At 42.2% G+C, this 25,377-nt stretch carries 15 protein-coding genes, 1 tRNA gene and 3 pseudogenes; 9 read left to right on the forward strand and 10 right to left on the reverse strand.

All coding sequences use genetic code 11. The features are described from left to right. Positions 1-78: 78 nt before the first annotated feature. Together LPH68_RS06065 and LPH68_RS06070 are read left to right on the forward strand one after the other, a co-directional pair. Complete coding sequence (locus LPH68_RS06065; RefSeq protein ID WP_008642463.1) at positions 79-1,875, forward strand: glycoside hydrolase family 2 protein; 1,797 nt, start codon at positions 79-81, stop codon at positions 1,873-1,875. Between the two features lie 21 nt (positions 1,876-1,896). Then, a complete protein-coding gene (locus LPH68_RS06070; protein WP_032842011.1) occupies positions 1,897-2,751 on the forward strand; it encodes a DUF4886 domain-containing protein in 855 nt (284 codons plus the stop codon). A 146-nt stretch (positions 2,752-2,897) separates the two neighbouring features. Here the strand turns inward: LPH68_RS06070 and LPH68_RS06075 are convergent. Continuing rightward, a pseudogene (locus LPH68_RS06075) lies at positions 2,898-4,103 on the reverse strand (ATP-binding protein). A 126-nt stretch (positions 4,104-4,229) separates the two neighbouring features. Here LPH68_RS06075 and LPH68_RS06080 point away from each other — a divergent pair. Then, a pseudogene (locus LPH68_RS06080) lies at positions 4,230-4,352 on the forward strand (N-acyl-D-glucosamine 2-epimerase); the annotation flags it as partial. Positions 4,353-4,670: 318 nt separating this feature from the next. On the opposite strand, the gene LPH68_RS06085 reads toward LPH68_RS06080, so the two are convergent. Both LPH68_RS06085 and LPH68_RS06090 read right to left on the reverse strand, forming a co-directional pair. After that, on the reverse strand, positions 4,671-5,681 hold the full coding sequence (locus LPH68_RS06085; RefSeq protein WP_049701328.1) for a 2-oxoacid:ferredoxin oxidoreductase subunit beta: 1,011 nt from the start codon (positions 5,679-5,681) through the stop codon (positions 4,671-4,673). 3 nt (positions 5,682-5,684) lie between these two features. Then, positions 5,685-7,535 carry a 2-oxoacid:acceptor oxidoreductase subunit alpha gene (locus LPH68_RS06090; protein WP_049701327.1) on the reverse strand — a complete coding sequence of 617 codons (1,851 nt, stop codon included), beginning with the start codon at positions 7,533-7,535 and terminating at the stop codon, positions 5,685-5,687. A gap of 203 nt (positions 7,536-7,738) precedes the next feature. Between LPH68_RS06090 and LPH68_RS06095 the strand changes: the two genes are divergently transcribed. Next, positions 7,739-7,810: transfer RNA gene (locus tag LPH68_RS06095), tRNA-Arg, on the forward strand. A gap of 173 nt (positions 7,811-7,983) precedes the next feature. On the opposite strand, the gene secDF is transcribed toward LPH68_RS06095, so the two are convergent. The 5 genes from secDF to LPH68_RS06120 form a co-directional block, all read right to left on the reverse strand. Next, a complete protein-coding gene (gene secDF, locus LPH68_RS06100) occupies positions 7,984-10,995 on the reverse strand; it encodes a protein translocase subunit SecDF (RefSeq protein WP_004317186.1) in 3,012 nt (1,003 codons plus the stop codon). A 165-nt stretch (positions 10,996-11,160) separates the two neighbouring features. Continuing rightward, the gene (locus LPH68_RS06105) at positions 11,161-13,245 is read right to left on the reverse strand and encodes a M3 family metallopeptidase (protein WP_151922889.1); all 2,085 of its coding nucleotides are present in this window, start codon (positions 13,243-13,245) and stop codon (positions 11,161-11,163) included. A 31-nt stretch (positions 13,246-13,276) separates the two neighbouring features. Beyond that, the gene (locus tag LPH68_RS06110; protein WP_004317192.1) at positions 13,277-14,362 is read right to left on the reverse strand and encodes an endonuclease/exonuclease/phosphatase family protein; all 1,086 of its coding nucleotides are present in this window, start codon (positions 14,360-14,362) and stop codon (positions 13,277-13,279) included. Positions 14,363-14,366: 4 nt separating this feature from the next. Continuing rightward, on the reverse strand, positions 14,367-15,272 hold the full coding sequence (locus LPH68_RS06115) for a rhomboid family intramembrane serine protease (RefSeq protein ID WP_009038914.1): 906 nt from the start codon (positions 15,270-15,272) through the stop codon (positions 14,367-14,369). Continuing rightward, positions 15,253-15,930, reverse strand: coding sequence for a rhomboid family intramembrane serine protease (locus LPH68_RS06120; RefSeq protein ID WP_004307872.1), 678 nt, complete (start codon positions 15,928-15,930; stop codon positions 15,253-15,255). Before LPH68_RS06120 ends, LPH68_RS06115 begins: the two co-directional genes overlap by 20 nt. Positions 15,931-16,151: 221 nt before the next feature. Here LPH68_RS06120 and LPH68_RS06125 point away from each other — a divergent pair, with 221 nt between their 5' ends. From LPH68_RS06125 to LPH68_RS06135, 3 genes and pseudogenes are all read left to right on the forward strand, one after another. Beyond that, on the forward strand, positions 16,152-16,424 hold the full coding sequence (locus tag LPH68_RS06125) for an HU family DNA-binding protein (protein WP_004296482.1): 273 nt from the start codon (positions 16,152-16,154) through the stop codon (positions 16,422-16,424). Between the two features lie 83 nt (positions 16,425-16,507). Then, positions 16,508-18,325, forward strand: a complete 1,818-nt coding sequence (argS, locus tag LPH68_RS06130; RefSeq protein ID WP_151922885.1) for an arginine--tRNA ligase — start codon at positions 16,508-16,510, stop codon at positions 18,323-18,325. A gap of 61 nt (positions 18,326-18,386) precedes the next feature. Beyond that, positions 18,387-18,650, forward strand: a pseudogene (locus tag LPH68_RS06135) (low temperature requirement protein A); the annotation flags it as partial. Positions 18,651-18,852: 202 nt separating this feature from the next. On the opposite strand, the gene LPH68_RS06140 reads toward LPH68_RS06135, so the two are convergent. Continuing rightward, positions 18,853-20,862 carry an LruC domain-containing protein gene (locus tag LPH68_RS06140; protein ID WP_192920476.1) on the reverse strand — a complete coding sequence of 670 codons (2,010 nt, stop codon included), beginning with the start codon at positions 20,860-20,862 and terminating at the stop codon, positions 18,853-18,855. 79 nt (positions 20,863-20,941) lie between these two features. Further along, positions 20,942-23,287, reverse strand: a complete 2,346-nt coding sequence (topA, locus tag LPH68_RS06145; protein WP_055234336.1) for a type I DNA topoisomerase — start codon at positions 23,285-23,287, stop codon at positions 20,942-20,944. Positions 23,288-23,626: 339 nt separating this feature from the next. On the opposite strand from topA, the gene LPH68_RS06150 reads away from it, so the two are divergent. Together LPH68_RS06150 and LPH68_RS06155 are read left to right on the forward strand one after the other, a co-directional pair. Next, complete coding sequence (locus tag LPH68_RS06150; protein ID WP_008023230.1) at positions 23,627-24,232, forward strand: DsbA family protein; 606 nt, start codon at positions 23,627-23,629, stop codon at positions 24,230-24,232. 58 nt (positions 24,233-24,290) lie between these two features. Further along, positions 24,291-25,250, forward strand: coding sequence for an Rpn family recombination-promoting nuclease/putative transposase (locus tag LPH68_RS06155; protein WP_151923904.1), 960 nt, complete (start codon positions 24,291-24,293; stop codon positions 25,248-25,250). Positions 25,251-25,377 lie beyond the last annotated feature (127 nt).

The following is a 25,377-nucleotide window of genomic DNA, read 5'->3' on the forward strand; positions in this document are numbered from 1 at the left end:
TTCTATTCTAAAAACCGTGAGATCCGTATAATCCGTGCCTGAACTTATTATATACACTAATTATAACAACATACTTAAATGAAAACAGGTGAGAAATTAAGTCTATGTCTATTGTTGCTAATCGTTTTTGCTGGAAGCGTTGCGGCACAGGAGCTGATAACGAATGTATATGGTCGCAACATCCATTCGCTGAATGGTAAATGGAATGCTATCATCGACCTGTACGACCAGGGGCAACGGATGAAAATCTATGAGAACCGGCAACCGGAAGGAAATATCGATTTCTATGAATACGCGTTTGAAGGCGGGTTGCGTCTTAATGTTCCGGGTGACTGGAACTCTCAATCGCCCGAATTGAAGTATTACGAAGGCACTGTATGGTATGCCCGTCACTTTGATGCCAAACGCTTGGCAGACAAACGCCAGTTTCTTTATTTCGGTGCTGTCAGCTATCGTTGCAAAGTCTACCTGAACGGAAAAGAGATAGCAGAGCACGAAGGCGGTTTTACTCCTTTCCAAGTGGAAGTGACAGACCTGTTGAAAGACGGTGACAACTTCCTGGCGGTAGAAGTGAACAACCGCCGTACCAAAGACGCCATTCCCGCTATGGCATTCGACTGGTGGAACTATGGCGGCATCACAAGAGATGTGCTGCTGGTGAAAACTCCCCGGACATTTATAGAAGATTATTTTATCCAACTGGATAAAAATGCTCCCGACCGGATAATTGCCCGTGTGCGTCTTTCTGATAAAAAAGCAGGTGAGAAAGTAACAGTTGCCATCCCCGAACTCAAAATCAACGCGGAGCTCACCACCGATGCGGAAGGAAAGGCGGAAACCGTGTTGAATGCGAAGAAGCTGCAACGCTGGTCGCCTGAAGAACCGAAACTCTATGGCGTGACCGTCTCTTCAAGTATCGACCGTGTGGAAGAGCAAATAGGCTTCCGCAATATCACCGTGAAAGGAACTGACATTTACCTGAACGGGAAGCCGACATTTATGTGCTGTATCTCTTTCCACGAAGAAATCCCGCAACGTATGGGGCGTGCTTTCTCGGAAGCCGATGCAGCCATGTTGCTGAATGAAGCGAAAGCGCTTGGCGTGAACATGATTCGCCTGGCTCATTATCCGCAGAATGAGTACACGGTACGCCTGGCGGAAAAGATGGGCTTCCTTCTCTGGCAGGAGATTCCCATTTGGCAAGGCATTGACTTTACAGACGATGATACCCGTAAGAAAGCGCAGAGGATGCTTTCTGAAATGATTAAGCGCGATCAAAACCGTTGCGCGGTAGGTTATTGGGGTGTTGCCAATGAAACACAGCCTTCCAAAGAACGGAATGAATTCCTTACTTCCTTGCTCGAAACGGGAAAGCAGCTGGACACTACCCGCCTGTATGTTGCCGCTTTCGACCTTGTGCACTTCAATAGCGAAAAACAGCGTTTTGTAATGGAAGATTCTTTTACTTCCCAACTGGACGTCGTAGCTATCAATAAATATATGGGCTGGTATCATCCGTGGCCTGTGGAACCGAAAGACGCTATATGGGAAGTCGTGACGGACAAACCGTTGATTATCTCGGAATTTGGCGGCGAAGCATTGTACGGTCAGTCTGGTGATGAGAACGTAGTCAGCTCTTGGAGTGAAGAATACCAGGCACGCTTGTACAGAGACAATATCCGTATGTTCGACAATATCCCGAACCTGCGTGGCGTTTCTCCCTGGATTCTGTTCGACTTCCGTTCCCCATTCCGTTTCCACCCCACCAATCAGGATGGCTGGAACCGCAAAGGACTCATATCCGACCAGGGTATGCGTAAGAAAGCGTGGTATCTGATGAGAGATTATTACATGAAAAAGAGAAATAACCGATAAGTTTAGTTATATTTGAATATAATGAAGCAATATAGAAATGTAGTGATTTGTATGTGCATACTGCTCCTTCTTGCCGGAGGAACGTATGCACAGCAAAAAACGGTCAGGATACTTGCCATCGGCAACAGCTTCTCGCAGGATGCCGTGGAGCAATATCTGCATGAACTTGCAGAAGCCGAAGGCATTTCAACCATCATCGGCAATATGTTTATCGGCGGCTGTTCCCTGGAACGTCATGTGAAAAATGCCCGTGACAATGCTCCTGCCTATGCCTACCGGAAAATCGGTACGGATGGAAAGAAACGGGAAAAGGGCAAGATGTCTTTGGAAGCGGTGCTGGCAGATGAAGACTGGGATTACGTCAGCCTGCAACAGGCAAGTCCTTTTTCGGGAATGTATGAGACGTATGAAGCCTCTCTTCCCGAGCTCATAGAATATGTAAAAGTACGCCTTCCAAAAAAAACAAAGCTGATGCTGCACCAAACCTGGGCGTATGCGTCTACTTCCAAGCATAGTGGATTTAAAAACTACAACTGCAATCAACTGACCATGTATCAGGCTATTGCCGATGCAGTGAAGAAAGCGGCTAAGGCGAATAAGATAAAGATTGTCATCCCTTCGGGCACTGCCATACAAAATGCGCGCACCTCTTTCATCGGCGACCACCTGAATCGGGACGGCTATCATCTGGATGTGAAGATTGGACGTTATACCGCTGCCTGTACCTGGTTCGAACGCATCTTCAAACACAATGTAGTCGGGAATCCTTATGCCCCGGAAGGGTTGGATGAGGCGAGGAAAGCTGTTGCCCAGAAAGCTGCCCATGCAGCAGTAAAGCATCCGTATAAGGTAACCGAGCTGTCTATTACTAACTAACAATGGACATTGCCGCCTGTCTTGCAGCAAACCCCATGGTATTATAGATGACTTGACTCAAATGTAAATGCAGCACACCAAAGGCGATTTGATTGCTCGTGGTAACCTAATGGTGTACTGCATTTATTTTTCGTATATCGTATGGTTTACTCCATTAAGAACTGGCGTATGGGACAATGACGTATGCCCTCGTAGCTGTTTCCGCTGAATGTATCTTCTGTTACCACTATTTTGGGATAGTTGTCCTGTATCTTTAGCAGGTTTCCAAATTCTCTTTCTGCTGTCTTGTCGCTATCTATTTTTAAAGCGACCTGTATATATAGTTTTTCTCCATTCTTTTCTCCGATAAGGTCAATTTCCTTATCTCCGTAATAACCAACCTTAATATCGTAACCTTTGTATAAAAGGTGGTTATACACTAGATTTTCCAATATTTTAGCTTTGTCTGTAATGCGATATCCGATGACAATGTTCCGGATCCCCATATTTTCGAAATAATATTTCTCTCCTATCTCAAATACACGTTTTCCAATCAAATCATACCGCTCTACCCGGTGGATCAGGAAAGCATTGTTTAAATATTCCGTATAGCTTTGTATTTGGTTAACTGATATGGTGGTATGTTGTGATTTTAAATAATCACTGATATTCTTTGCCGAAAAGAGATTGCCTATGTTTTCGGATAAAAATTGAATCAGTTTCTCAAGGAACAAAGTATTGCGTAACTTGTATCTACTGACAACATCACGAAATACAATCGTGGACTATACACTCTTCAAATATTCATTGACCGTTTCATCTTCGAGAGGGAGATTTAATAAATAGGGAAGTCCGCCATAACGGCTATATAATTCGTAACTCGTTTCACTTTCAGTTAATCCGTGGAATTCAAGAAACTCAGAATAGGAGAGACTATATATTTTGAATTCGATATATCTGCCACTTAAATAGGTGGCGAGTTCTCCTGAAAGCATCTTGGCGTTACTACCTGTAATGTATATATCATTATCTTCATTGAGTAGGAGCGAACGGATGACTTTTTCAAACCCGGGAATATCTTGTATTTCATCGATAAAGATATAATTCTTAACTTTTTCTTTGCTATGAGAAATGATGTACGGGTGTAAATCTTCTGCTGTTTGTTGAGAACTGAATGTAAAATCTTCAAGATTGACATAGATAATATTCGCATCCGGTTCTTCTGCTAAAATTTCTTCAATAAGCTGGTAAAGGAGGAAACTTTTGCCTACACGGCGTTGCCCTGTTAACACCTTGATTACAGATTTTTGCATAAAAGGTTTTATTCGGTCAATATAACCTTTTCTTTTTTTAAGGATTCGAGGGAAGTTCATACGCCTAAAAGTTTTAATTATACTTCAAACTTTTATAGATTTAATGAAATGTTTTAATCATACTTCAAACTCAGTGAAATGATGTAGGAGGCTTGAGTAACTCAAGTACATGGCTCGGCTTGCTTCGGTGAATGGTACTGGAGCCTTTCGGCTGATGGGACTGTCAACCGTGAGGATGATAAAGCCGGATTTTGGAAATGTCCTTACCATAACGGGCGTATGTGTATGGAGATAATGGAGCGCTTTTGATTTCATTGCAGCCGTTTAGTTCCAACCCTGTTTGGAACTGTTTGTTTCTCGGCGTGAAACACTTTGTTTCCCTGCTTGAAACATTTCGTTTCTCGGCGTGAAACACTTTGTTTCCCTGCTTGAAACATTTCGTTTCTCGGTGAGAAACAAATGGTTTCATGGCATGAAACAAATCACGGCTTGTGGGGTGACGCCCAGTATGCTGTGGGATGACTGAAGATGACCTTTAAGTAAACTTGAGGTGTATTTATAATGAAAGCTGGAGAAAGGGATTGTTTTATCCTTCCTCCAGCTTTTATATTATTGATGAGCAGTGAATTACTTCACTTCCCAAGTCTCATTAGTCATCAACAGCTCCTGGAAATTGTGATATTTCTTCTTGCCTTTGATTTCTTCGATTTGTTCAACGACAGCATCGTTGTAAGTCGGAGCGTCTACATCACGGATTACACCGAGTGCAATCGGGAAGTCGGGACCTTCCATCAAAGCCAGTTTCAGTTGAAGCGTATTATCTTGGCAGTGTGCGTCGTGGATAAGGATATCCTTTTCTGTGATACCGTTCTCACCCAGTTTCACTGCCTTCAGCCCGAAGCCTTCCTGCATCAATCCGAACTCCTTGTTTTCACCAAATAACATAGGTTTGCCATGTTCCAGATAGATAGCATTCTTGGCACGTCCTTCTTTGGTGGCAACGCTGGCGTGAGTTCCGTCGTTGAAGATCACGCAGTTTTGTAGAACTTCTACAACAGAAGCACCTTTGTGATTGGCTGCTGCTTTCAACACTTCTACAGAAGCGGCACCATCTACTGCAATGCAGCGTGCAAAGAAACGTCCGCGGGCGCCAAAAGCCAGCTCTGCCGGATGGAACGGGTCTTCCACTGTTCCGTAAGGAGATGATTTGGTGACAAGTCCGCGTTCTGAAGTCGGTGAATATTGTCCCTTTGTCAAACCGTAGATACGGTTGTTCAGAAGAATCATATTCAGGTCGACGTTACGGCGTAATGCATGGATGAAGTGGTTACCACCAATTGCCAAACCGTCACCGTCACCGGAAATCTGCCAGATAGTCAAATTAGGATTAGCTACTTTGGCTCCTGTTGCAACAGCGGCTGCACGTCCGTGGATGGTGTGGAAACCGTATGTATTTACATAATAAGGCAGACGGGAAGAACAACCGATACCCGATATTACGGCAATATCGTGCGGAGCTGTTCCCAATTCGGCCATGGCTTTGTGCAGTGAATTCAGGAAAGCGTGGTCACCGCATCCCGGACACCAGCGTGGCTGACCTGATTTATAATCTTGTACGGTATATACTTTATCGCTCATCTTTTATTCCTCCAATAATTTAGTGAATGCATCTATCAATTCTCTCGTAACGAAAGGCTGTCCTTTCACTTGGTTGAACTGGCTGATGTTCAATCCGGGCACTTTCATGCGCAAATAACCTGCGAATTGTCCCAGATTCTGTTCAGCTACCACGATTTTCTTGTATTTATGCAATACATCGGCTGTGTTCTTCGGCAGCGGGTTGATGTACTGGAAGTGAGCGAAAGCCACTTTCTTTCCATGTTCGCGCATATAGTCCATAGCCAGACGAAGATGTCCGTAAGTGCCGCCCCAGCCAACAATCAATAAGTCTGCGTCCTCGTCACCCAACACTTCGAGTTCGGGGATATAGTCTGCAATTTTATCCACTTTGGCCTGACGCAGATGAACCATCTTATTGTGGTTTTCGGGTTCGGTAGAGATAGCGCCTGTTTCGTTGCTCTTTTCAAGACCACCGATGCGGTGCATAAATCCTTCAGTTCCCGGAGTAGCCCAGTAGCGTACGCCTGTTTCCGGATTACGTTGGTAAGGAGTCCAGTTGCCGGCCATATCCGGGGTCACATACGGAGGATTGATGGCAGGATATTCATCCAGATTAGGGAGTTTCCATGCGGCAGAACCGTTAGCTACGAAAGCATCAGTCAGCAATACAACCGGAGTCATGTGTTCCAAGGCAATCTTGCATGCCATATAAGCGGCGTCGAAACAGTTGGTCGGCGATGTTGCGGCGATTACAGGCATCGGGCTTTCGCCGTTGCGTCCGTAAAGGGCCTGTAATAAGTCGGTCTGTTCTGATTTAGTAGGAAGACCGGTAGACGGACCGCCACGCTGTACATTGACAATCACCAATGGAAGTTCACCGATTACAGCAAGGTTCATCGCCTCACTCTTCAGGCAAACACCGGGGCCGGAAGTCGTAGTCACTGCCAAAGCACCGGCAAAAGCAGCACCAACTGCAGAAGCACAACCGGCTATTTCATCTTCGCACTGTACAGTTTTGACTCCCAATGATTTATGCTTGGCTAATTCGTGCAGAATATCAGTAGCCGGAGTGATAGGATAAGAACCCAAGTAGAGCCCCAGACCTGCTTTTTCAGCTGCGGCAATCAGTCCGTAAGCGGTTGCTTTATTACCGTTGATATCTGTATAAAGTCCTTTTGATTTCGGAGCTTTGCTTTCAATCTTATAAGTAGAGACAGAAGCATGAGTGTTTGCTCCGTAGTTGAAGCCATCGTTCAATACCTTAATATTAGCTTCTGCTATTTCGGGTTTCTTGGCGAATTTCTCGCGCAGCATTTTTTCAGCAGCAGCAAGGTTACGGTTGAACAACCAGCAAACCAATCCGAGTGCAAACATGTTTTTGCAACGGAGAATTGATTTGTTATCCAATCCGGAGTCTTTCAGGCTCTCTTTGCACATGGAAGAGATAGGAACTTCCAATACTTCCTGTTTTATTCCTAATTCTTCAAAGGGATTGTTGGTTTTAAATTGTGCCTTTTCCAAATCTCTGGCTTCGAATGAGTCGGAGTCGGTGATGATAAGTCCTTGCGGTTTACAGAATTTGATTTGTGTTTTCAGTGCGGAAGGGTTCATAGCCACCAATACGTGGCAACGGTCTCCGGGAGTGTAAACTTGTCCGGCGCCGATGTGGACCTGGAAACCGGAAACACCGGTTAGCGAACCTTGCGGGGCGCGGATGTCTGCCGGATAGTCAGGGAATGTACAGATGTCATTTCCCACTGTAGCCGACACGTTCGAGAAGATGTTGCCGGCCAGCTGCATACCGTCGCCGGAGTCGCCGGAGAAACGTACTACTACTTCCTCCAATTCTTTAACCATCATTTCGTCTGCCATAACTTTAATTACTATATTTAATTTGAAAACTGATTTTACTTTCAATTTGTGAGCGCAAAGGTCGGAAAGTTAATCGAATTATCAAAATAAATCCTACTTTATTGTCCTATTGACGCCAATTATTTGAAATATCTGAAAGGAACCTGCATTTTTATTCTTGTTAAATCGACAGAAACCGTTATCTTTGCAAGCAAATTTGAAGCGGCCTTGTAGTTCAACGGATAGAATAGAAGTTTCCTAAACTTTAGATAGGGGTTCGATTCCCCTCGGGGCTACTACAGAAGAATCTATGAGAGTGGTATTGTTTTGCTTTCATATTGTATCAAGTTTTAAGTGTAACAATAGCTTCTTTTAAGATGAACGTCTTATAGCTTCTATTTGTTTTAATAATCAATAGAAAAAGCCTCTACCGAATGTTCGGAAGAGGCTTTTCTATTTGTGGAGTTTATTATTCTTCCGTAGCTGGTACTACGACTTTTTTGTTCTTCATCATGTTGTATGCAATTGGAGATGCAATAAACAGTGAAGATAATGTACCGATAACAACACCCAGGATCATTGCGAATGCAAAGCTGCGGATTGAATCACCACCAAGGATGAAGATACACAGCAATACGATCAATGTACTCAATGATGTATTGATGGTACGAGCCAGCGTTGTGTTCAGAGAGTCGTTGAACAATACTCGTTTGTCACGTTTCGGATATAAACCGAAGAACTCACGTACACGGTCGAAGATTACCACCTTATCATTGATAGAGTAACCGATAGCTGTCAAGATAGCACCAATAAATGTCTGGTCGATTTCCAGAGAGAATGGCAGGATACCCCAGAACAGTGAATAGGCACCGATAATCATAATGGTGTCGCAACTCAAAGCTACGATAGAACCGATACTGTAAGCAATGTTGCGGAAACGGAGCAAGATATACAAACCGATGGCGAGCAGTGCCAATACTACGGAGTAGATAGCGCCTGTCTTGATGTCATCTGCGATACTCGGACCTACTTTCTGTGAGCTTACGATACTACCACCTGTGTGATTGTCACGGTCGATGAAAGTTTCCAATGTGATATTCTGAGTCAATACCGGCTTCAAGGTTTCATATAGATATGATTCGATTTCAGAGTCTACATTGTTGCCTTCATCTTCGATACGGTAGTTTGTACTGATACGTACGGTCTTTTTGTCTGTACCGATAGCAATAACGCTTACGTTGGCGTCGCCAAATTTGCTAGAGATCAATTCACGAACTTGTTCCGGTTCTACAGGATTCTCAAATTGTACCTTAAAGTTACGTCCACCAGTGAAGTCGATACTCTGACTCAAACCACGGATGGCAAATGAACCGATACAAACAACGATGATTGCACTGACGATAATAAGGGACTTTTTGTTTGTACCCATAAAATCGAAATGTGTATTGGTCATCAGATTCTTTGAAATCTTGGTTGTGAATGTCAGGTTCAACCACTTGTCTTTGTTCATGAAGTGTTCATAAACAATACGAGTAATGAACACTGCAGTAAAGAAGGATACCAAGATACCGATAATCAATGTCGTAGCAAAACCACGAATTGGACCGGTACCAAAGTTAAACAGGATGATACCTGTGATGATAGATGTTAAGTTAGAGTCGAAGATAGCCGAGAATGCATTTGAATAACCGTCGGCAAGTGCTTTCTTCACACCCTTACCTGCACGAAGCTCTTCTTTTGTACGTTCATAGATAAGTACGTTCGCATCCACAGCCATACCAAGTGACAATACCATACCGGCTATACCGGACATTGTCAGCGCAGCCTGGAAGGATGAAAGAATACCTAGCGTGAAGAAGAAGTTGAGGATTAACGCGCAGTTAGCAACCATACCTGGGATGAAGCCGTACATAGAGCACATGTAAATCATCAACAGAATCAGGGCTACAACGAATGAGAAAATACCCGCATTGATTGATTCTTGACCCAGTGACGGACCAACGATATCTTCCTGTACGATGTGAGCCGGAGCCGGCATCTTACCTGATTTCAATACGTTAGCTAAGTCTTTTGCTTGTTCAGGAGTGAAATGACCTGTAATCTGTGAACGTCCACCTGTAATTTCAGAGTTTACGTTTGGTGCAGAATATACATAGTTATCAAGAACGATAGCAATGGAACGGCCAATGTTCTGCTTAGTCAACTGAGCCCAGCGGCGTGCACCGTCAGAGTTCATTGTCATGCTTACAGCCGGTTTGCTGTATTGGTCGAATTCATCTTTCGCATCAGTTACTACGTCACCTTCCAACGGAGCTTTGCCGTTACGTTCGGTAGACTTGATAGCATATAATTCGAAAGTCTGTCCTTTCTTGTCAAATTCAGAAGGAGAAACACCCCATTTCAGGCGAAGGTCTTTTGGAAGATCAGCTTTGATTTCCGGCATAGCCAGATATTTGTTGATGTCAGCAGTATCTTTGTAGTTGGCATAACCAATAACGGGACCTTGTCCGCTAGAATTCAACTGAAGTATGGACAGCAAAGGATATTGCTTTTTGATTTCTTCCATATTTGCGGCAGACTTATCTTCAGCAGTTACGTCACCTTTCAGGGCAGCTGCAAGGCTGTCGGCAGCACTTACAGTTTTTTTCTCAACCGGAGTGGCTTCGGTAAGGACTGCTTCAATAGTATCTGTATCAGCTGTTGTTCCTTCAGCTAAAATAACACGCAATTTGGCGTCTGCAGATTGCATGGCAGGGAGAACTTCTCTAGCTGTATAAGTTTCCCAGAACTCCAGATTGGCAGAACCTTGGAGAAGTTTTCTCACACGTTCCGGCTCTTTGATACCCGGAAGTTCCACCATGATACGTCCCATTTTGTCTTCCAGACTTTGGATGTTCGGTTGAACAACACCAAAACGGTCGATACGGGTACGAAGAACGTTGAATGAGTTTTCAACAGCAGCTTTTACTTCTGCTCTCAGCACTTTTTCAACTTCTGCATCTGATGATTTCTGGTTAACTTTATCTTTCAACTGTTGTGTTGCGAAAAGTTCGGAAAGTTTTGCGTCCGGAGCAATTTTGTGGTATTCTCTGATGAACAGGGTGATAACATCATCCTGACTGTTGACAGCCTGTTTTGCAGCTGTCGCCAATGCGTTGTTGAAAGCTTCGTCAGGCTTGTTGTCTGCCAATGCTTTGATAACATCAGGTACGGAAACTTCGAGGATAACGTTCATACCACCCTTCAGGTCCAAACCTAAACTAATCTCCATCTCACGACATTGTTTCAGTGTCCAGTTCCACAGCATTACTTTCTCGTTAGAGAGAGAGTCGAGGTAGTCTTGTTCCACTTTCGGGTCGCCGTTCGCAATTTCTTTCGCCTTGTTGGTATAATGGCGTGTTACGAAGGAGAAGGAGAGGTAGAACACGCATACCAGCGTGAGTAATACCGCAAAAACCTTTACAAATCCTTTGTTTTGCATTTTACTTTTAATTTATGATGATTACTTTTTTAATTTAATTTTCAGTTAAATTCTGTCGTACACAAGTTCTTTTTGCCGTATACAAGGCTGCAAATATAGTTTTTTTTTCACATTCATGTGTAATAAGCCCTCAAATATTTGATGTTTAAGGGCTTTTTTACTGAATTATTTCATTCCTCTGTTTTTCAGTAGCGGTTCCAAGCTTGGTTCCGCTCCACGGAAATTCCGGTAAAGCACCATCGGGTCTTCGCTGTCGCCCTTCTCCAATACGTTGTGACGGAAGAGGTCGGCGGTGTTTTTATCAAAGATACCATGTTCTTTAAAGGCTTCAAAAGCATCATTATCCAGTACATTGGCCCATAGATAGCTGTAGTATCCGGCTGCGTAACCACCAATGATATGATTGAAGTAAGTCACGCGATAACGCGGTGCTATTTCGGGGATGAGACCGAGCTTGTCCATGGCTTCTTTTTCGAATGCAAGCATGTCTATATTCTTTACATCTGTTACGGTGTGCAGGTTCATGTCGAGGATGGCGGCAGCCAGTAATTCGGTAGTCATGAAGCCCTGATTGAAAGTCTTCTGTTGCAGTATCTTTTTGATGATTTCGTCGGGTATCACTTCTCCTGTCTGATAATGTTTGGCATACATTTTCAGTACTTCCGGTTCAGTAGCCCAGTGTTCATTGATTTGAGAAGGAAGTTCTACAAAATCGCATACTACATTAGTGCCTGATGTTCCTTTGTATTCACATTTTGTCAGCAGTCCATGCAGAGCGTGCCCAAATTCGTGGAACAAAGTTTCTACTTCATCCATTGTCAATAGAGAGGGAGTATCGCCTACCGGTTTGGTAAAGCTGCAAACATTGCATACTAACGGACGGGTATCTCCTTGTTGTTCGCGGTAGTTGCTCATCCATGCGCCACCGCTTTTTCCGGAGCGTGGGAAATAATCGACGTAGAAGATACCGAGTTGCGAACCGTCTGCGTCTTTCACTTCGAAGACTTCCACATCAGGATGGTAGGTAGGGACACCTTCGAGCTTGGTAAGAGTGATACCATATAGCTTGTTGGCTACAGTGAAAGCGCCATTGCGCACATTCTCCAGCTTGAAGTAAGGTTTTGTATCTTCTTCGGACAGGTTGTATTTTTCTTTCCGTAGTTTCTCGGTATAATACCACCAATCCCATGCTTCCAGTTTTTCTCCTTTGCCTTCCTTATCCATTAATTTCTGAAGTTCGGTAGCTTCCGCTTTTGCTTTTGGCAGTGCATAGCTCCAAAGGTTGTTTAGAAGGCTCATTACGTTACTGGCGTTCTTTGCCATCGTTTCGTCGAGAACGAAGTTTGCATAGCAGTCGAAACCTAATAATTTAGCTTTTTCCAGGCGGAGAGAAACGATCTTACGGATATTTTCCTTGTTATCGTTTTCGTCGTTGTTGTTACCGCGGTTGATGTAAGCTTTGTATATTTGTTCCCGAAGCGGGCGATTTTCTGAATATTGCAGGAAAGGCAGGCGGCTGGCATTATGCAGGGTGAATAGCCATTTTCCGGGTTGTCCGGCTGCTTTTGCTTCTTCAGCGGCGCTTTGGCGGAACCATTCGGGCAATCCTGCCAGATCTTCTTCTTTGTCAACGAAGAGTTTGAAAGCATTATTCTCATTCAGTATATTGTTGCTGAAAGTAATGCCGAGTGTAGAAAGTTCCTTGTTGATTTCGCGGAGGCGGGTTTGGTCTTCGGCATTAAGGTTTGCTCCGGAACGGACAAATCTTTTATAAGTCTTGTCCAGCAGACGTTCTTGTTCCGATGTCAGGTTCAGCGAATCCTTCTTTTGATAGACGTCGTTCACGCGCTTAAACAGTTTCTCGTTCAGAGAGATATTATCATCATGTTCTGAAAGAACCGGTGCCAGTTTGATGGAAAGTGCGGTTAGTGAGTCAGTCGTTTCCGCATCTGTCATATTGAAGAAAATGGCGCTCACACGGTCCAGGATAGGTGCGCTGTTATCCAAAGCTACAATTGTATTTTCGAATGTCGGAATTTCCGGACTTTCGATGATAGCTTCGATGTTTTGATTCTGCTCTTCTATCCCTTTCAGGAAGGCAGGTTCATAGTGCTCCAATTTAATCTTGTCGAAAGAAGGAACACCATACTGGGTTTGAAACTCTGTAAAGAAAGGATTGCTTTCTGTTTTCGTAGCACAGGAGTACATCATACAACTTACTGCTAAAATGGTTAGTGTCTTTTTAATCATCATAAGTGTTTTTTATTAGAGTTTTCAGTTCTCATCGTTTACTGATATAGCACCAGATCGGGTAGTGGTCTGATGCTTTGATAGACCGGTCTACCGTGCAATTGTAGGCTTTCAGGTTGGGGCTGATCAAGATATTGTCTATGCGGAAATAGAACTTGTTCTGATTGTAGGAAATGCCCAATCCTTTACCGGACTGTGTGAATGCATCGTCTAGTTTTTGAGTCAGGATGCGATGTGTATACGAGATAGAACCGTCGTTGAAATCGCCGCATACGATAGTTGTCGGATATTTACATGCTGCAATGGCTTTAGCCACAGAATCAGCTTGTGAAGCCCGGATAGCCGATGCTTCCGCCAGTTTTCTGATTAATTGCCTAAGTCCGGTTTTTACTTTCTTGGCATTCGGGTCTTTAATCATATCCTCATACATCCCTCTGTCTTCTTTGGTGAGTTTGTTGGATTCCAGGTGGTTGTTGATTAATGTAAGAGTGTCGTTATTTACATTCAATACATATTTCATGGAACCGTTATAATTACTTTCATATTTGATGGGATGTATCGAGAGTATGGGGAACTTGGAGAAACAGGCAAGTTGCACATCTCCTTTCCCTTGTTGGTGGACGGATTGGTAAGGATAGGCTTTCAATGCTTTTTTAATATCCTGTTCCGTCAGGTATTTCTTGTTGGTAGCGGTGTTATATTCTTGCAGACAGATAATATCGGCGTTGCTATCTACAAGATAAGATAATACAGGGTTCTTTCCATCTTTCTTCTCCAGATTGTTGAAACTCATTACGTTATAGGATAGGATTTTGATGCTTCCTTCCGGTATGGTCTTAGTGGTGGAGTTAAAAGGAATATAAGTTCGTATCTGCGGAATACAAATCAGAAAACCGATGGCAGGCAAGAGCGCATAGCGGTAGTTGACGAATGCCCAGAAGCCGATAAAAATCAGATTAATCGTCAGGAATATCGGAAATGCAAGTCCCAAGCTGGAAGCAAGTGGGTTTATTTTCGGGTTAAGGTAAGGGCTATAAGCACTTAATATCAACGTTCCCACGAAGAGAGCGTTGACAGCAAGTATCAGATATGCGACAAATTTGCCAATATGTTCCATTCTTTTATCTTTTGCTTGCGTCGAACAAGCTTTTCTTTTCTTCAGTTGTCAGACTGTCGTAACCGGATTTTTTTAGTTTTTCCAAAATACGGTCCACTTCATCAGACTGTGCTTTTTTGTGGGCATTGTAATCATAATCCTTCTCGCGACCGGTGGCACTGTTTCCATAGTGTACCTTCATTTTCGGTTTCCGTTTCCATGTTTTCTTCTGAAACAAGGAGATGAAACCATCCAGAATCCAGTTGATCCAGGAAGTCAAATCAGTTCCTTTATTTAGGCTGGCGGCAAACCAGAGTCCAGCAAGAGCACCGCCCAGGTGGGCGATATGTCCTCCGGCATTACTTGAGGTGATGGATAATACATCGATTCCGATGACAACCAGTGCCAGATATTTGAGACGGATAGCACCGAAAAGAAAAAGTTGCACCCTGTAATTAGGCTCACGATAAGCCGTAGCGGCTACGATGGCTAATACGGAAGCCGAAGCTCCTACCAATGTTGAGCCTACCACTTGCGAACTGAATAAAGGAAATACATTGTAGGCGATCATATACAGTAAACCTCCACAGATACCTCCTAATACATATAGTCCTCTTAAATGTTTGGCCGAGAAAAAGTAGAGAAACAAACTTCCGAACCAATACAGCCAGAGCATATTGAATAAAATATGCAGGATGCCGGCATGCATAAACATATAAGTAAATAGCGACCACGGTTGATGCATAAACCCGATAAAGGATGCCGGTAAGGCAAATATACCGAATATGTCGGAGGTACTTACTTCAAAAAGTCGCAGGAAAACGTTAATCAACGTGCCGATCAGAAAGATGCCTACGTTGATATAAATCAGTTGGATGAAAATATTTCCTCTTCTGAATGTCTCCTTTAAATCAGCTATAATATGTCCCATTGTTATTGCTTTTTTTTCTCCAATACAAAATCAGGATTAATCCGAATAACATTCCTCCCAGGTGAGCAAAGTGAGCAACATTATCTCCGGTGCTGTTGGCAAGCCCTGCCCATAATTCGATTGCGGCATATCCTATCACGAAAAACTTCGCTTTGATAGGGAAAGGCAGCGGAAAGATGAACAGTCGGTTATTGGGAAATAGCATACCAAATGCCAGCAATATGGCGTAAACGGCTCCCGAAGCACCTACGGTGGTCAACATGTTCAAGTATTGCTCCATAGAAATAACGCCATAGCCTATCAAATTTACTTGTGTATGTTGGCTATATTCTATCACATATTGAATATACTGCACTCCTTCCTGGATAAGTCCCGCACCGATACCGCAGAGAATATAGTAAAAGAGGAAACGTTTGGGTCCCCAGGTTTGTTCGAGAATCGGTCCGAACATAAAAACGGCAAACATATTAAAGAAAATGTGGCTGAATCCGCCGTGCATGAACATATAAGTGATAAGCTGTGCCGGATTAAAGTCACTTGCGAGGAAAAAATGTAATCCCAGATAATTCGTTAAATCCAGGCCGTAACGTTGGGCTACGATTGTCCCGAAAAATACTAGTACATTGATAATTATCAGGTTTTTAGTTACAGTTGGCATCATTTTAATTTCTGAATATTTAGATAATAGACGCAAAAGTACGAATAAATTCTGTTTTAAAGCATGAAAAACGCTTCCTATTAGCTCTTTTTCAATAATTTGCTGCGTTTTTTTTATGTTTTTATTTGATATGTTGTTTTGTTCGGCTATATTTGTGGAATTAATCCATTGTGGGATAATCTTTTGTGTAACATATATATTAATTAATCATTTTACGTATTATGAATAAGTCTGATCTTATTAGCGCAATGGCTGCTGAAGCTCAAATGAGCAAAGCCGATGCAAAAAAAGCACTTGATGCTTTCATCACTTCAGTTACTAATGCTATGAAAGCTGGTGACAAAGTATCTCTCGTAGGTTTTGGTACTTTCTCTGTAAGCGAAAGAGCTGAAAGAACTGGTATTAACCCTTCTACAAAGGCAACTATTACTATTCCTGCTAAGAAAGTAGCTAAATTTAAAGCTGGTGCTGAATTATCTGCAGCTGTTGAATAAGATAGATAGTTGAAAGAAATTAGGAGAGGAGACGCGATGCGTCTCCTTTTTTTGTATCTTTGTGCGCAAGAAATAACTTGATTATGAAGATAGAAGATAAACTTGTAGCGTCCGTTATCAGCGGACTGAAAGCACTCTACGGTCAGGAAGTCCCTGAAAAGATGGTGCAAATGCAAAAAACAAAGAAAGAATTTGAAGGACATTTGACACTGGTCGTGTTCCCTTTTTTGAAGATGTCGAGAAAAGGACCGGAACAGACGGCACAGGAGATCGGTGAATATCTGAAGGCTAATGAACCGGCTGTAGCTGCCTTTAATGTGATAAAAGGTTTCCTGAACCTGACTATCGCATCGGCTACCTGGATTGAACTGCTCAATGAGATTCAGGCTGACGAGCAATATGGTCTGGTAAAAGCTGCCGAAACTTCTCCGTTGGTAATGATCGAGTATTCTTCTCCGAATACAAACAAACCGCTTCACTTGGGACACGTGCGTAACAACCTTTTAGGTAACGCATTGGCTAACATTGTAGCTGCCAACGGCAATAAGGTAGTAAAGACTAATATCGTAAACGACCGTGGTATCCATATCTGTAAATCCATGCTGGCATGGAAGAAATATGGAAATGGCGAAACTCCGGAGACTTCCGGAAAGAAAGGCGACCATCTGGTAGGCGATTATTATGTCTCTTTCGATAAACATTATAAAGCGGAACTGGCAGAACTGATGGCTGGATTTACAGCGCAGGGAATGAGTGACGATGAGGCTAAGGCGAAAGCCGAGGCAGCATCTCCTTTGATGCAGGAAGCCCGTGAAATGTTGGTGAAGTGGGAAGCTGGCGATCCCGAAGTACGCGGATTGTGGGAAATGATGAACAACTGGGTATACGCCGGATTCGACGAAACCTATAAAAAGATGGGCGTCAGCTTCGACAAGATATATTATGAATCCAATACCTACCTCGAAGGAAAAGAAAAGGTAATGGAAGGACTGGAAAAAGGCTTCTTCTTCAAAAAAGAGGATGGTTCCGTATGGGCTGACCTGACTGCCGAAGGACTGGACCACAAATTACTCCTCCGTGGTGACGGTACTTCTGTCTATATGACACAGGATATCGGTACGGCTAAACTCCGTTTTGCAGATTATCCGATTGATAAAATGATTTATGTAGTGGGTAATGAACAGAATTATCACTTCCAGGTACTTTCTATTTTGCTTGATAAGCTTGGTTTCGAATGGGGTAAGAGCCTCGTTCACTTCTCTTACGGAATGGTGGAACTGCCGGAAGGTAAGATGAAGTCACGTGAAGGTACTGTGGTGGACGCTGACGACTTGATGGAAGAAATGATTTCCACTGCTAAAGAAACTTCACAAGAACTCGGAAAACTGGATGGTTTGACACAGGAAGAAGCGGATGATATTGCCCGTATCGTTGGTCTGGGAGCTTTGAAATATTTCATCCTGAAAGTGGATGCCCGTAAGAACATGACGTTCAATCCGAAAGAATCTATTGACTTCAATGGCAATACAGGTCCATTTATCCAATATACTTATGCACGTATTCAGTCGGTGCTCCGGAAAGCGGCAGAATCGGGTATTGTCATTCCTGAACAGATTCCGGCTGGCATTGAATTAAGCGAGAAAGAAGAAGGCTTGATTCAGATGGTGGCTGACTTTGCGGCTGTTGTAAAACAAGCCGGTGAAGATTATAGCCCGTCTATTATCGCTAATTATACCTATGATTTAGTGAAAGAATACAATCAATTCTATCACGATTTTAGCATTTTGCGTGAAGAGAATGAGGCGGTGAAAGTATTCCGTATCGCTCTGTCTGCTAATGTAGCCAAAGTTGTTCGTTTGGGAATGAACTTGCTGGGTATTGAGGTTCCTTCCAGAATGTAAGACTTTCTCTGAACAAAATATACTTCTGCGGGGTTTCTTTTATATATAAAAGGAATCCCGTATGTTTTATTCCCCCCATCCCTTACTTCGGAAGAGAGAAACGGAAACTGCTACTGTCTCTTATTCCGAACTGCTGTTTGACCTGATCTATGTTTTCTCGGTCACGCAGCTTTCACATTATTTGCTCCATAATCTTACTTGGGCAGGATTATTGAAAGAAACCATCTTGTGGTTTGCTGTCTAGATGTTGTGGTAACACACCATTTGGGTGACTAACCGGTTTAATTCGGATACCAGGCCGATTCGTATTCTTCTTTTTATCGCATATTATTGCTGTGGTTGCTTTAGCTTTACTGCTTTCCTGGCCTTATCACATTTCTTTATTGACAATGAATATCCTAGTGACATCTGTTTTTATATTTGTGATTGTGTTTGATATGTTATTTCCTGATAAAGGTTTTAAGATCAAATGAAAAAGCCAGACTAAGTTTAATCCTAGTCTGACTTTTCATTATTGTTGATGACTGTTATTTTTTAGGGTATTTGTACCAGTCTTTGGCTTGTGCCCCATTAGATTTAACCCATGTTGCAAATTTCGGATATGATTCGTCTATCCTTACGCCTTCTTCAGGGATAGGGAATTCGCTAATTGGCATATTGAGAGCAAATGGCATTAAGTCTATCGAAACATAATATAATCCCTCGTCAGGTCTGGAAACATCTTTTCCAGTGCCTAATAGTGATGGATTGGCTTTATCTGTAGGGGGATATTTTACCAAATGCACTTCTCTACCTCTGGTTTTATCTGACTCTACGAAAATAAACGGATTATAAGGTGGTAATACGTTTTTTGAGCTTACATCATTCACTTGAATTGTTACAGTATACTTTTTGTCTGCTTCTTCTTTTCCGTCAAAAATCCTCATGTTATCAAATAATAAAATTGTAGGATGAGATTGGCCGGTCTCTGTTTTCCCAGGCATATATTGAGATTTGGAGGCATAAGAAGGCCCTTCAATAGAAACGTCACTAATATCGCTGTTAGCGATGTTATGTAATTGATAGCCAAAGCCGTTTATCAAATAACCTCCTCGGTGAAACGGAGTGAATTCATCAACAATTTTGTATACTCGATTTGTCAGTATGGATTTATATACTTTACTCTTATATCGTATCATGACATCATTCATGTCATAATCTCCCTGTTCCGGCCATAAGTCCTCGAATGTCAATATTCCGGAGTAAGTGGTGTAGTTGTCTTCATCAGTTGGAACTTCAGGATCTTCGGGCAAAGGAGGAACTACTTCTTCATCAATCGCATTTTTTTCGGAAGTATGGATATAGAAAATGGCATCGCAATAATCTAAGTCTATATTATCTTCAAATCCTATTGCTACAATTTGATTGGATTCTGTATCTCGCAGTGATACGGTTCTTTGTCTCTTTATGCCATCACTTCCCGCTTTGTTCAAAATGGTAGTAGAGTATCGGGTTCCCATGCCTTGAACAAGGTCACCTTGAACGTATTCATCTAAAGGCTTGCTTCTGAATCCCATGCCTTGCAGACACCAACCAATAGTGATCCCAGCAGGAAATTTTTCTTCAAATTTACCTTCTTTTTCGTTCCAGTATTTCAATTTAACTTCATCGCCACAAACTAAAGCACCCACTCCGGCTGTTTTATAAACAGGAGAAGCATTTGGAAATGCCAGTACCTTTTGGATATTTTCCAGAGTTGGTGTTTCGCCAGTAGGATAGGTGTAATATCCCACAGTGTTGTACCAAGCGGCAGTACTATTGACAAATACAAGACTTACTTCGGTTTCTTTAGTGATAGGGATGTCTGATATCATTTTTCCGTTAAAGAATTCGGGATAGTTGTCACGAATGCTTTTCCCGTCCGTTTTTCTAAAAACGTTTTTTATATTATAAAGTACGCTGGCAGGCGGAATGTTTTTTTCTGCAGATAAGTTATTGGGACGTCCGTTGTCGTTCCAGTCTACATTGGGTAGAAGCATCCAGTCATCCTGATATTTATGCTGATTGGTTGTCACTCCTCTGCTGACGGGTGTTGATGCTTTTGCGAGTAGAGATTGAATATACTCATTTTGGTTGAAAGAAATACGGTGGCCTTCGCCAATTGTGAGTTTTACAGGCGATGCTGCACCTAAATAGTCGGATGATAACCATACTTCTGAAATATCTGCCCGTATAGTTATTCCATCTTCATTGAACGTTCCCTTTTTGCTGGTGGCGGCACGGTAGAAAGGTTCTATGTCTTTTTTCTTCCAGCTACCATCTTTATCGTTTACTTCAATCGGGTCTTGATCATAAATCTCAAAAAGAACCACATAATCTTCCTTGAAGCCATAGTCAATGTCTATAGCCAGATTCTGGTTCATGTTGAAATCAAAAAAGCTTTCTTTGGGAAGTTTTTCCGGCTCTTGAAATAAATCACGCTGGTCGTCTACACAACCACATATTAATGGGGCACAAAATAGACCCATTAATGTTTTTACAAATATTGTTTGTCTCATAAGTTTTTGAAAATAAGTAAAATAAATGGCAAATATATAAAAAGATTTATATATCTGCCATCATTCTTATTTTATTTTCTTACTTCTTTTTCGAAAACTTCTTTTTTGGTGCTGGATTCGCTCCTTTTTCGTCTTGAAGCTTGATTAAGTCGAGACAACTTTTCAGCGTTAAATCCTGTGGGACAATATCTTTGGGGATTTTATAATTGGAACCTTTATAGGTAATATAAGGTCCATAGCGTCCGTTCAGAATCTCGAGTTCCGGTTCCTCTTCAAACTTCTTGATGTGGCGTTCCACTTCTTTCTGGCGTTTGTCTAAAATGAGTTGTTCCGCCTCTTCTAAAGTAACTTCCATCGGGTCGAGTCCTTTAGGGAGCGATACATATACCTTATTATGCAGGATATACGGACCGAAACGGCCTACACCGACACTGACTGTCTTTCCTTCATATTCGCCCAATGTACGAGGTAATTTGAATAATTCCAGTGCTTCTTCCAATGTAATGGTTTCCATGGACTGGCCCTTCTTCATTTGTGCAAAGCGTGGTTTTTCTTCATCTTCTACAGTACCAATCTGTACAACAGGACCGAAGCGGCCAATCTTAACGGAAATGGGTTTTCCTGTCTCCGGGTCTTCTCCCAGGATGCGTTCGCCTACTTTATGTTCTGTCTTGATAGCCAACGTGCTTTCTACAGACGGGTGGAACTTATCATAGAAATTCTTCATGATAGAAGTCCACTTTACTTCTCCTTCTGCAATTTCGTCAAATTCCTTTTCTACGCTGGCGGTAAAGTTGAAATCCAGAATGTCCGGGAAATATTCGGTAAGGAAATCATTTACCACAGTGCCAATATCCGTTGGTAGTAATTTAGCTTTTTCTGCGCCGGTAATTTCAGTATGATTTTCGTCTTTAATCTGATGATCCTTTAATGTCATGACATTAAACTGACGTTCTTCTCCGTCTTTATTACCTTTCTCCACATATTCACGTTGTTGGATGGTAGAGATGGTAGGTGCATACGTAGATGGGCGTCCGATGCCCAGTTCTTCCAACTTGCGTACAAGACTTGCTTCCGTATAGCGTGGAGGGCGTTGGGTGAAACGTTCGGTTGCGATGATAGGGCCATGTTCCAACTTCTGGCCTTTCTTCAAAGGAGGAAGCAGGTGGCTTTCATCTTCCTGTTCGTTGTCGTCATCATAAGATTCACGGTACACACGCAGGAAACCGTCGAACTTAATTACCTCGCCGATAGCTGTAAATACATCGCTGCTGCCACTTATCGTTATGGTAGCAGTCGTCTTTTCCAGTTCCGCATCTGCCATTTGTGAAGCAATGGTGCGTTTCCAGATCAGGTCATACAGTTTTTTCTCCTGTGCTGTTCCTTCAACGGATTGGTTTTCTATATAAGTAGGGCGGATGGCCTCGTGAGCTTCTTGTGCACCCTTGGTCTTGGTCTCGAAATGGCGGGGATGTACATAGCGGTCGCCCATCATTTTGATGATAGCGTCTTTACTGCCAGCCGTTGCAAATTCCGAGAGGTTGACAGAGTCCGTACGCATGTAAGTGATGAATCCCGATTCGTATAAACGCTGCGCGAGCATCATGGTCTGCGCTACGGTATATCCCAGTTTGCGTGCGGCTTCCTGTTGCAAAGTAGATGTTGTAAACGGAGCAGGAGGCGTTTTCTTGATCGGGCGGGTGGTAATATCATCGATTGCAAAGCTCGCTCCCTGACAAGCGTCGAGGAAAGCCTTTGCTTCTTTTTTTGTTTTGATACGGCGAGCTAGTTCGGCTTTCATTTCCACCAGCTTTCCATCCGCGTCCGGGACGAGGAATACGGCAGTGACGCGATAAGCAGCTTCCGTTTTGAAAGCATGTATTTCACGTTCACGTTCAACGATCAGGCGGACGGCAACAGACTGAACACGTCCGGCAGAGAGTGCCGGTTTCACTTTTCTCCAAAGTACGGGAGAGAGTTCGAAACCTACGATACGGTCCAGAATCCGTCGTGCTTGCTGTGCATTTACGAGGTTGAGGTCAATGTCGCGTGGTTGTTCAATAGCTTTTAAGATAGCGCTCTTCGTAATTTCATGAAATACGATTCGTTTTGTGTTTTCCGGTTTTAGTTTTAAGACCTCATACAGATGCCAGGCAATCGCCTCTCCCTCGCGGTCCTCATCGGATGCGAGCCATACGGTTTCTGCCTCTTTAGCTTCTGTCTTTAGTGTGCTAACCAGCGCCTTTTTGTCTGCCGGGATTTCGTAGCTGGGTTTAAAATCATTATTTACGTCGATACTGAAATCTTTCTTCTTCAGATCGCGTATGTGTCCGTAACTAGAAAGGACTTTGAAATCTTTCCCCAGAAACTTTTCAATCGTTTTTGCTTTTGCCGGAGACTCGACAATGACAAGGTTTTTCTGCATAATTCTTTCTTTTATAATGGCTTGTACCACAATATTCGGGGACAAAAGTAAAAAAAAAGATTCTCCCTACCTTATATTATAAGGAGAATTTAATAAAATCTTAAGATTTACATTTTATTGCAGGAAATAAAATATCAATTGGTATAGGTTAGTTTCTCTATATTCTACGTACATTTGTCTCATTAGTAAGTTGGTTTTCGTTTGACTTAAGTTGAACTATCGCTTGACTTAACTAAAACTATCGCTTGACTTAAGTCGAACGAAAATTCAATAGCATGATAAATAATTAATATATAGGGAAGTGGAGTTTAATCTTTCCTAATGAAATACTAATAAATAATGAGTGTAAATTATGATCTTTATGAGACTCCCGATCTCACAAAAAGTGGGGAAGAACAACCTTTGCATGCACGTGTCGTACTGAAGGGCAGTTATACAGCCGAAGAATTTGTAGAACAAGTGACTGCATTTCAGCATATGCCTCATGCGCAAGTGGTAGGTGTCATAGAAGCTATCTCGAAAGAACTAAGACATTTGCTTTTGAAGGGATTTTCCGTTGAATTGGGTGATATTGGTTATTTTACTCTTTCTTTGAATGTGAACAAAGAAGTGACTGATTCAAAAGACTTGCGTTCACCGTCAGTATCTCTTAAAGATATTAATTTGAGAATCAACCGTCAGTTTAAGAAGGATATTGAGACTGAATTGGTATTACAACGTTATCATTCGCCTTTTCGTGTGAAGAATCCATTAGCAGAAGAAAAGTGCTTGCAGCGATTAAATAAATTCTTAGAAAAGAATCCATGTATTAATCGGCAGGATTATGCCTTACTTGTTGGAAAGACAAAAACACAGGCATTGCAGGATATTAATGCATTTATTGAAAAAGGGATTTTAAAAAAGTATGGAGCGGGACGATCGGTAGTCTATATAAAGGTAGGATGAGTCATTTTATCGGATATATATACTTGATATTAAACATTTTCTGCTTACCTTTGTTTGCATGAAAAAAGAAAAAGGGAAAGGAGACGAACCTATGGCTAGTAATTATATTCGTTTCGATTGGGCTATGAAACGCTTATTGCGTAATAAAGCCAATTTTGCAGTTCTTGAAGGCTTTCTGACTACTCTTCTCAATGAAAAGATTGTCATTCAGAAATTGTTGGAAAGTGAAGGAAATCAAGAAGATGAGTTTGATAAGTATAATCGTGTTGATATGCTTGCGGAGAACTCTAAAGGAGAACTTATTCTGATTGAAGTTCAGAATAACAATGAGTATGCTTATTTCCAACGTATGTTGTTTGGTACTTCTAAATTGGTGACCGAGTACATCAATCGTGGAGAAGGTTATGATAAAGTACGTAAAGTGTATAGCGTTAATATTGTCTATTTTTCATTAGGCAATGGAAAGGATATAGTATATCATGGTAAAACGGAGTTTAGAGGGATTCATCAGAATGATGTGCTGGAGTTGACTCCATTTCAGAAACAGACGTTTAAGGTCGATGCTGTCAGCCAGCTTTATCCTGAATATTATATATTAAAGGTGAATGACTTTAATCAGGTTGCCAAGAGTCCGTTGGAAGAATGGATTTGTTATTTGAATACAGGTGATATACCAGATAGTGCTACTGCTCCCGGTTTGACGGAGGCTCGTGAACGATTGAAACTCGATAAAATGACGAAAACTGAACTTGAAGCATATTATCGTCATTTGGATAATATTGTAATATTGAAAGATAATATATTGACAGAACGTGCGGAAGGCCGCGCAGAGGGTCGCGCGGAAGGTCGTGTAGAAGGACGTGTAGAAGGACGTGTAGAAGGTCGTGCAGAAGGTCGTGCAGAAGGACGTGCGGAAGAAAAAAGAGAAACAGCACGTAATATGAAGGCTTTGAATATTCCTATTAATACTATTTCACAGATAACAGGTCTGTCGGCAGAAGAAATACAAGGTTTGTAAATCTATTACGGATTTGTAGTGAAGACAACAAAATAATTGAAGTTTAAGTTGGGATATTCAGTAAATGTTCCTCTTTCTAAAAAATCAAGAGAAAAGCTTTGCTTTACGTGAGCTTTTCTCTTGATTT

Origin of the sequence: Bacteroides sp. 1_1_30 (genome assembly GCF_020982715.1) — a bacterium.
Lineage (GTDB): Bacteria > Bacteroidota > Bacteroidia > Bacteroidales > Bacteroidaceae > Bacteroides > Bacteroides xylanisolvens.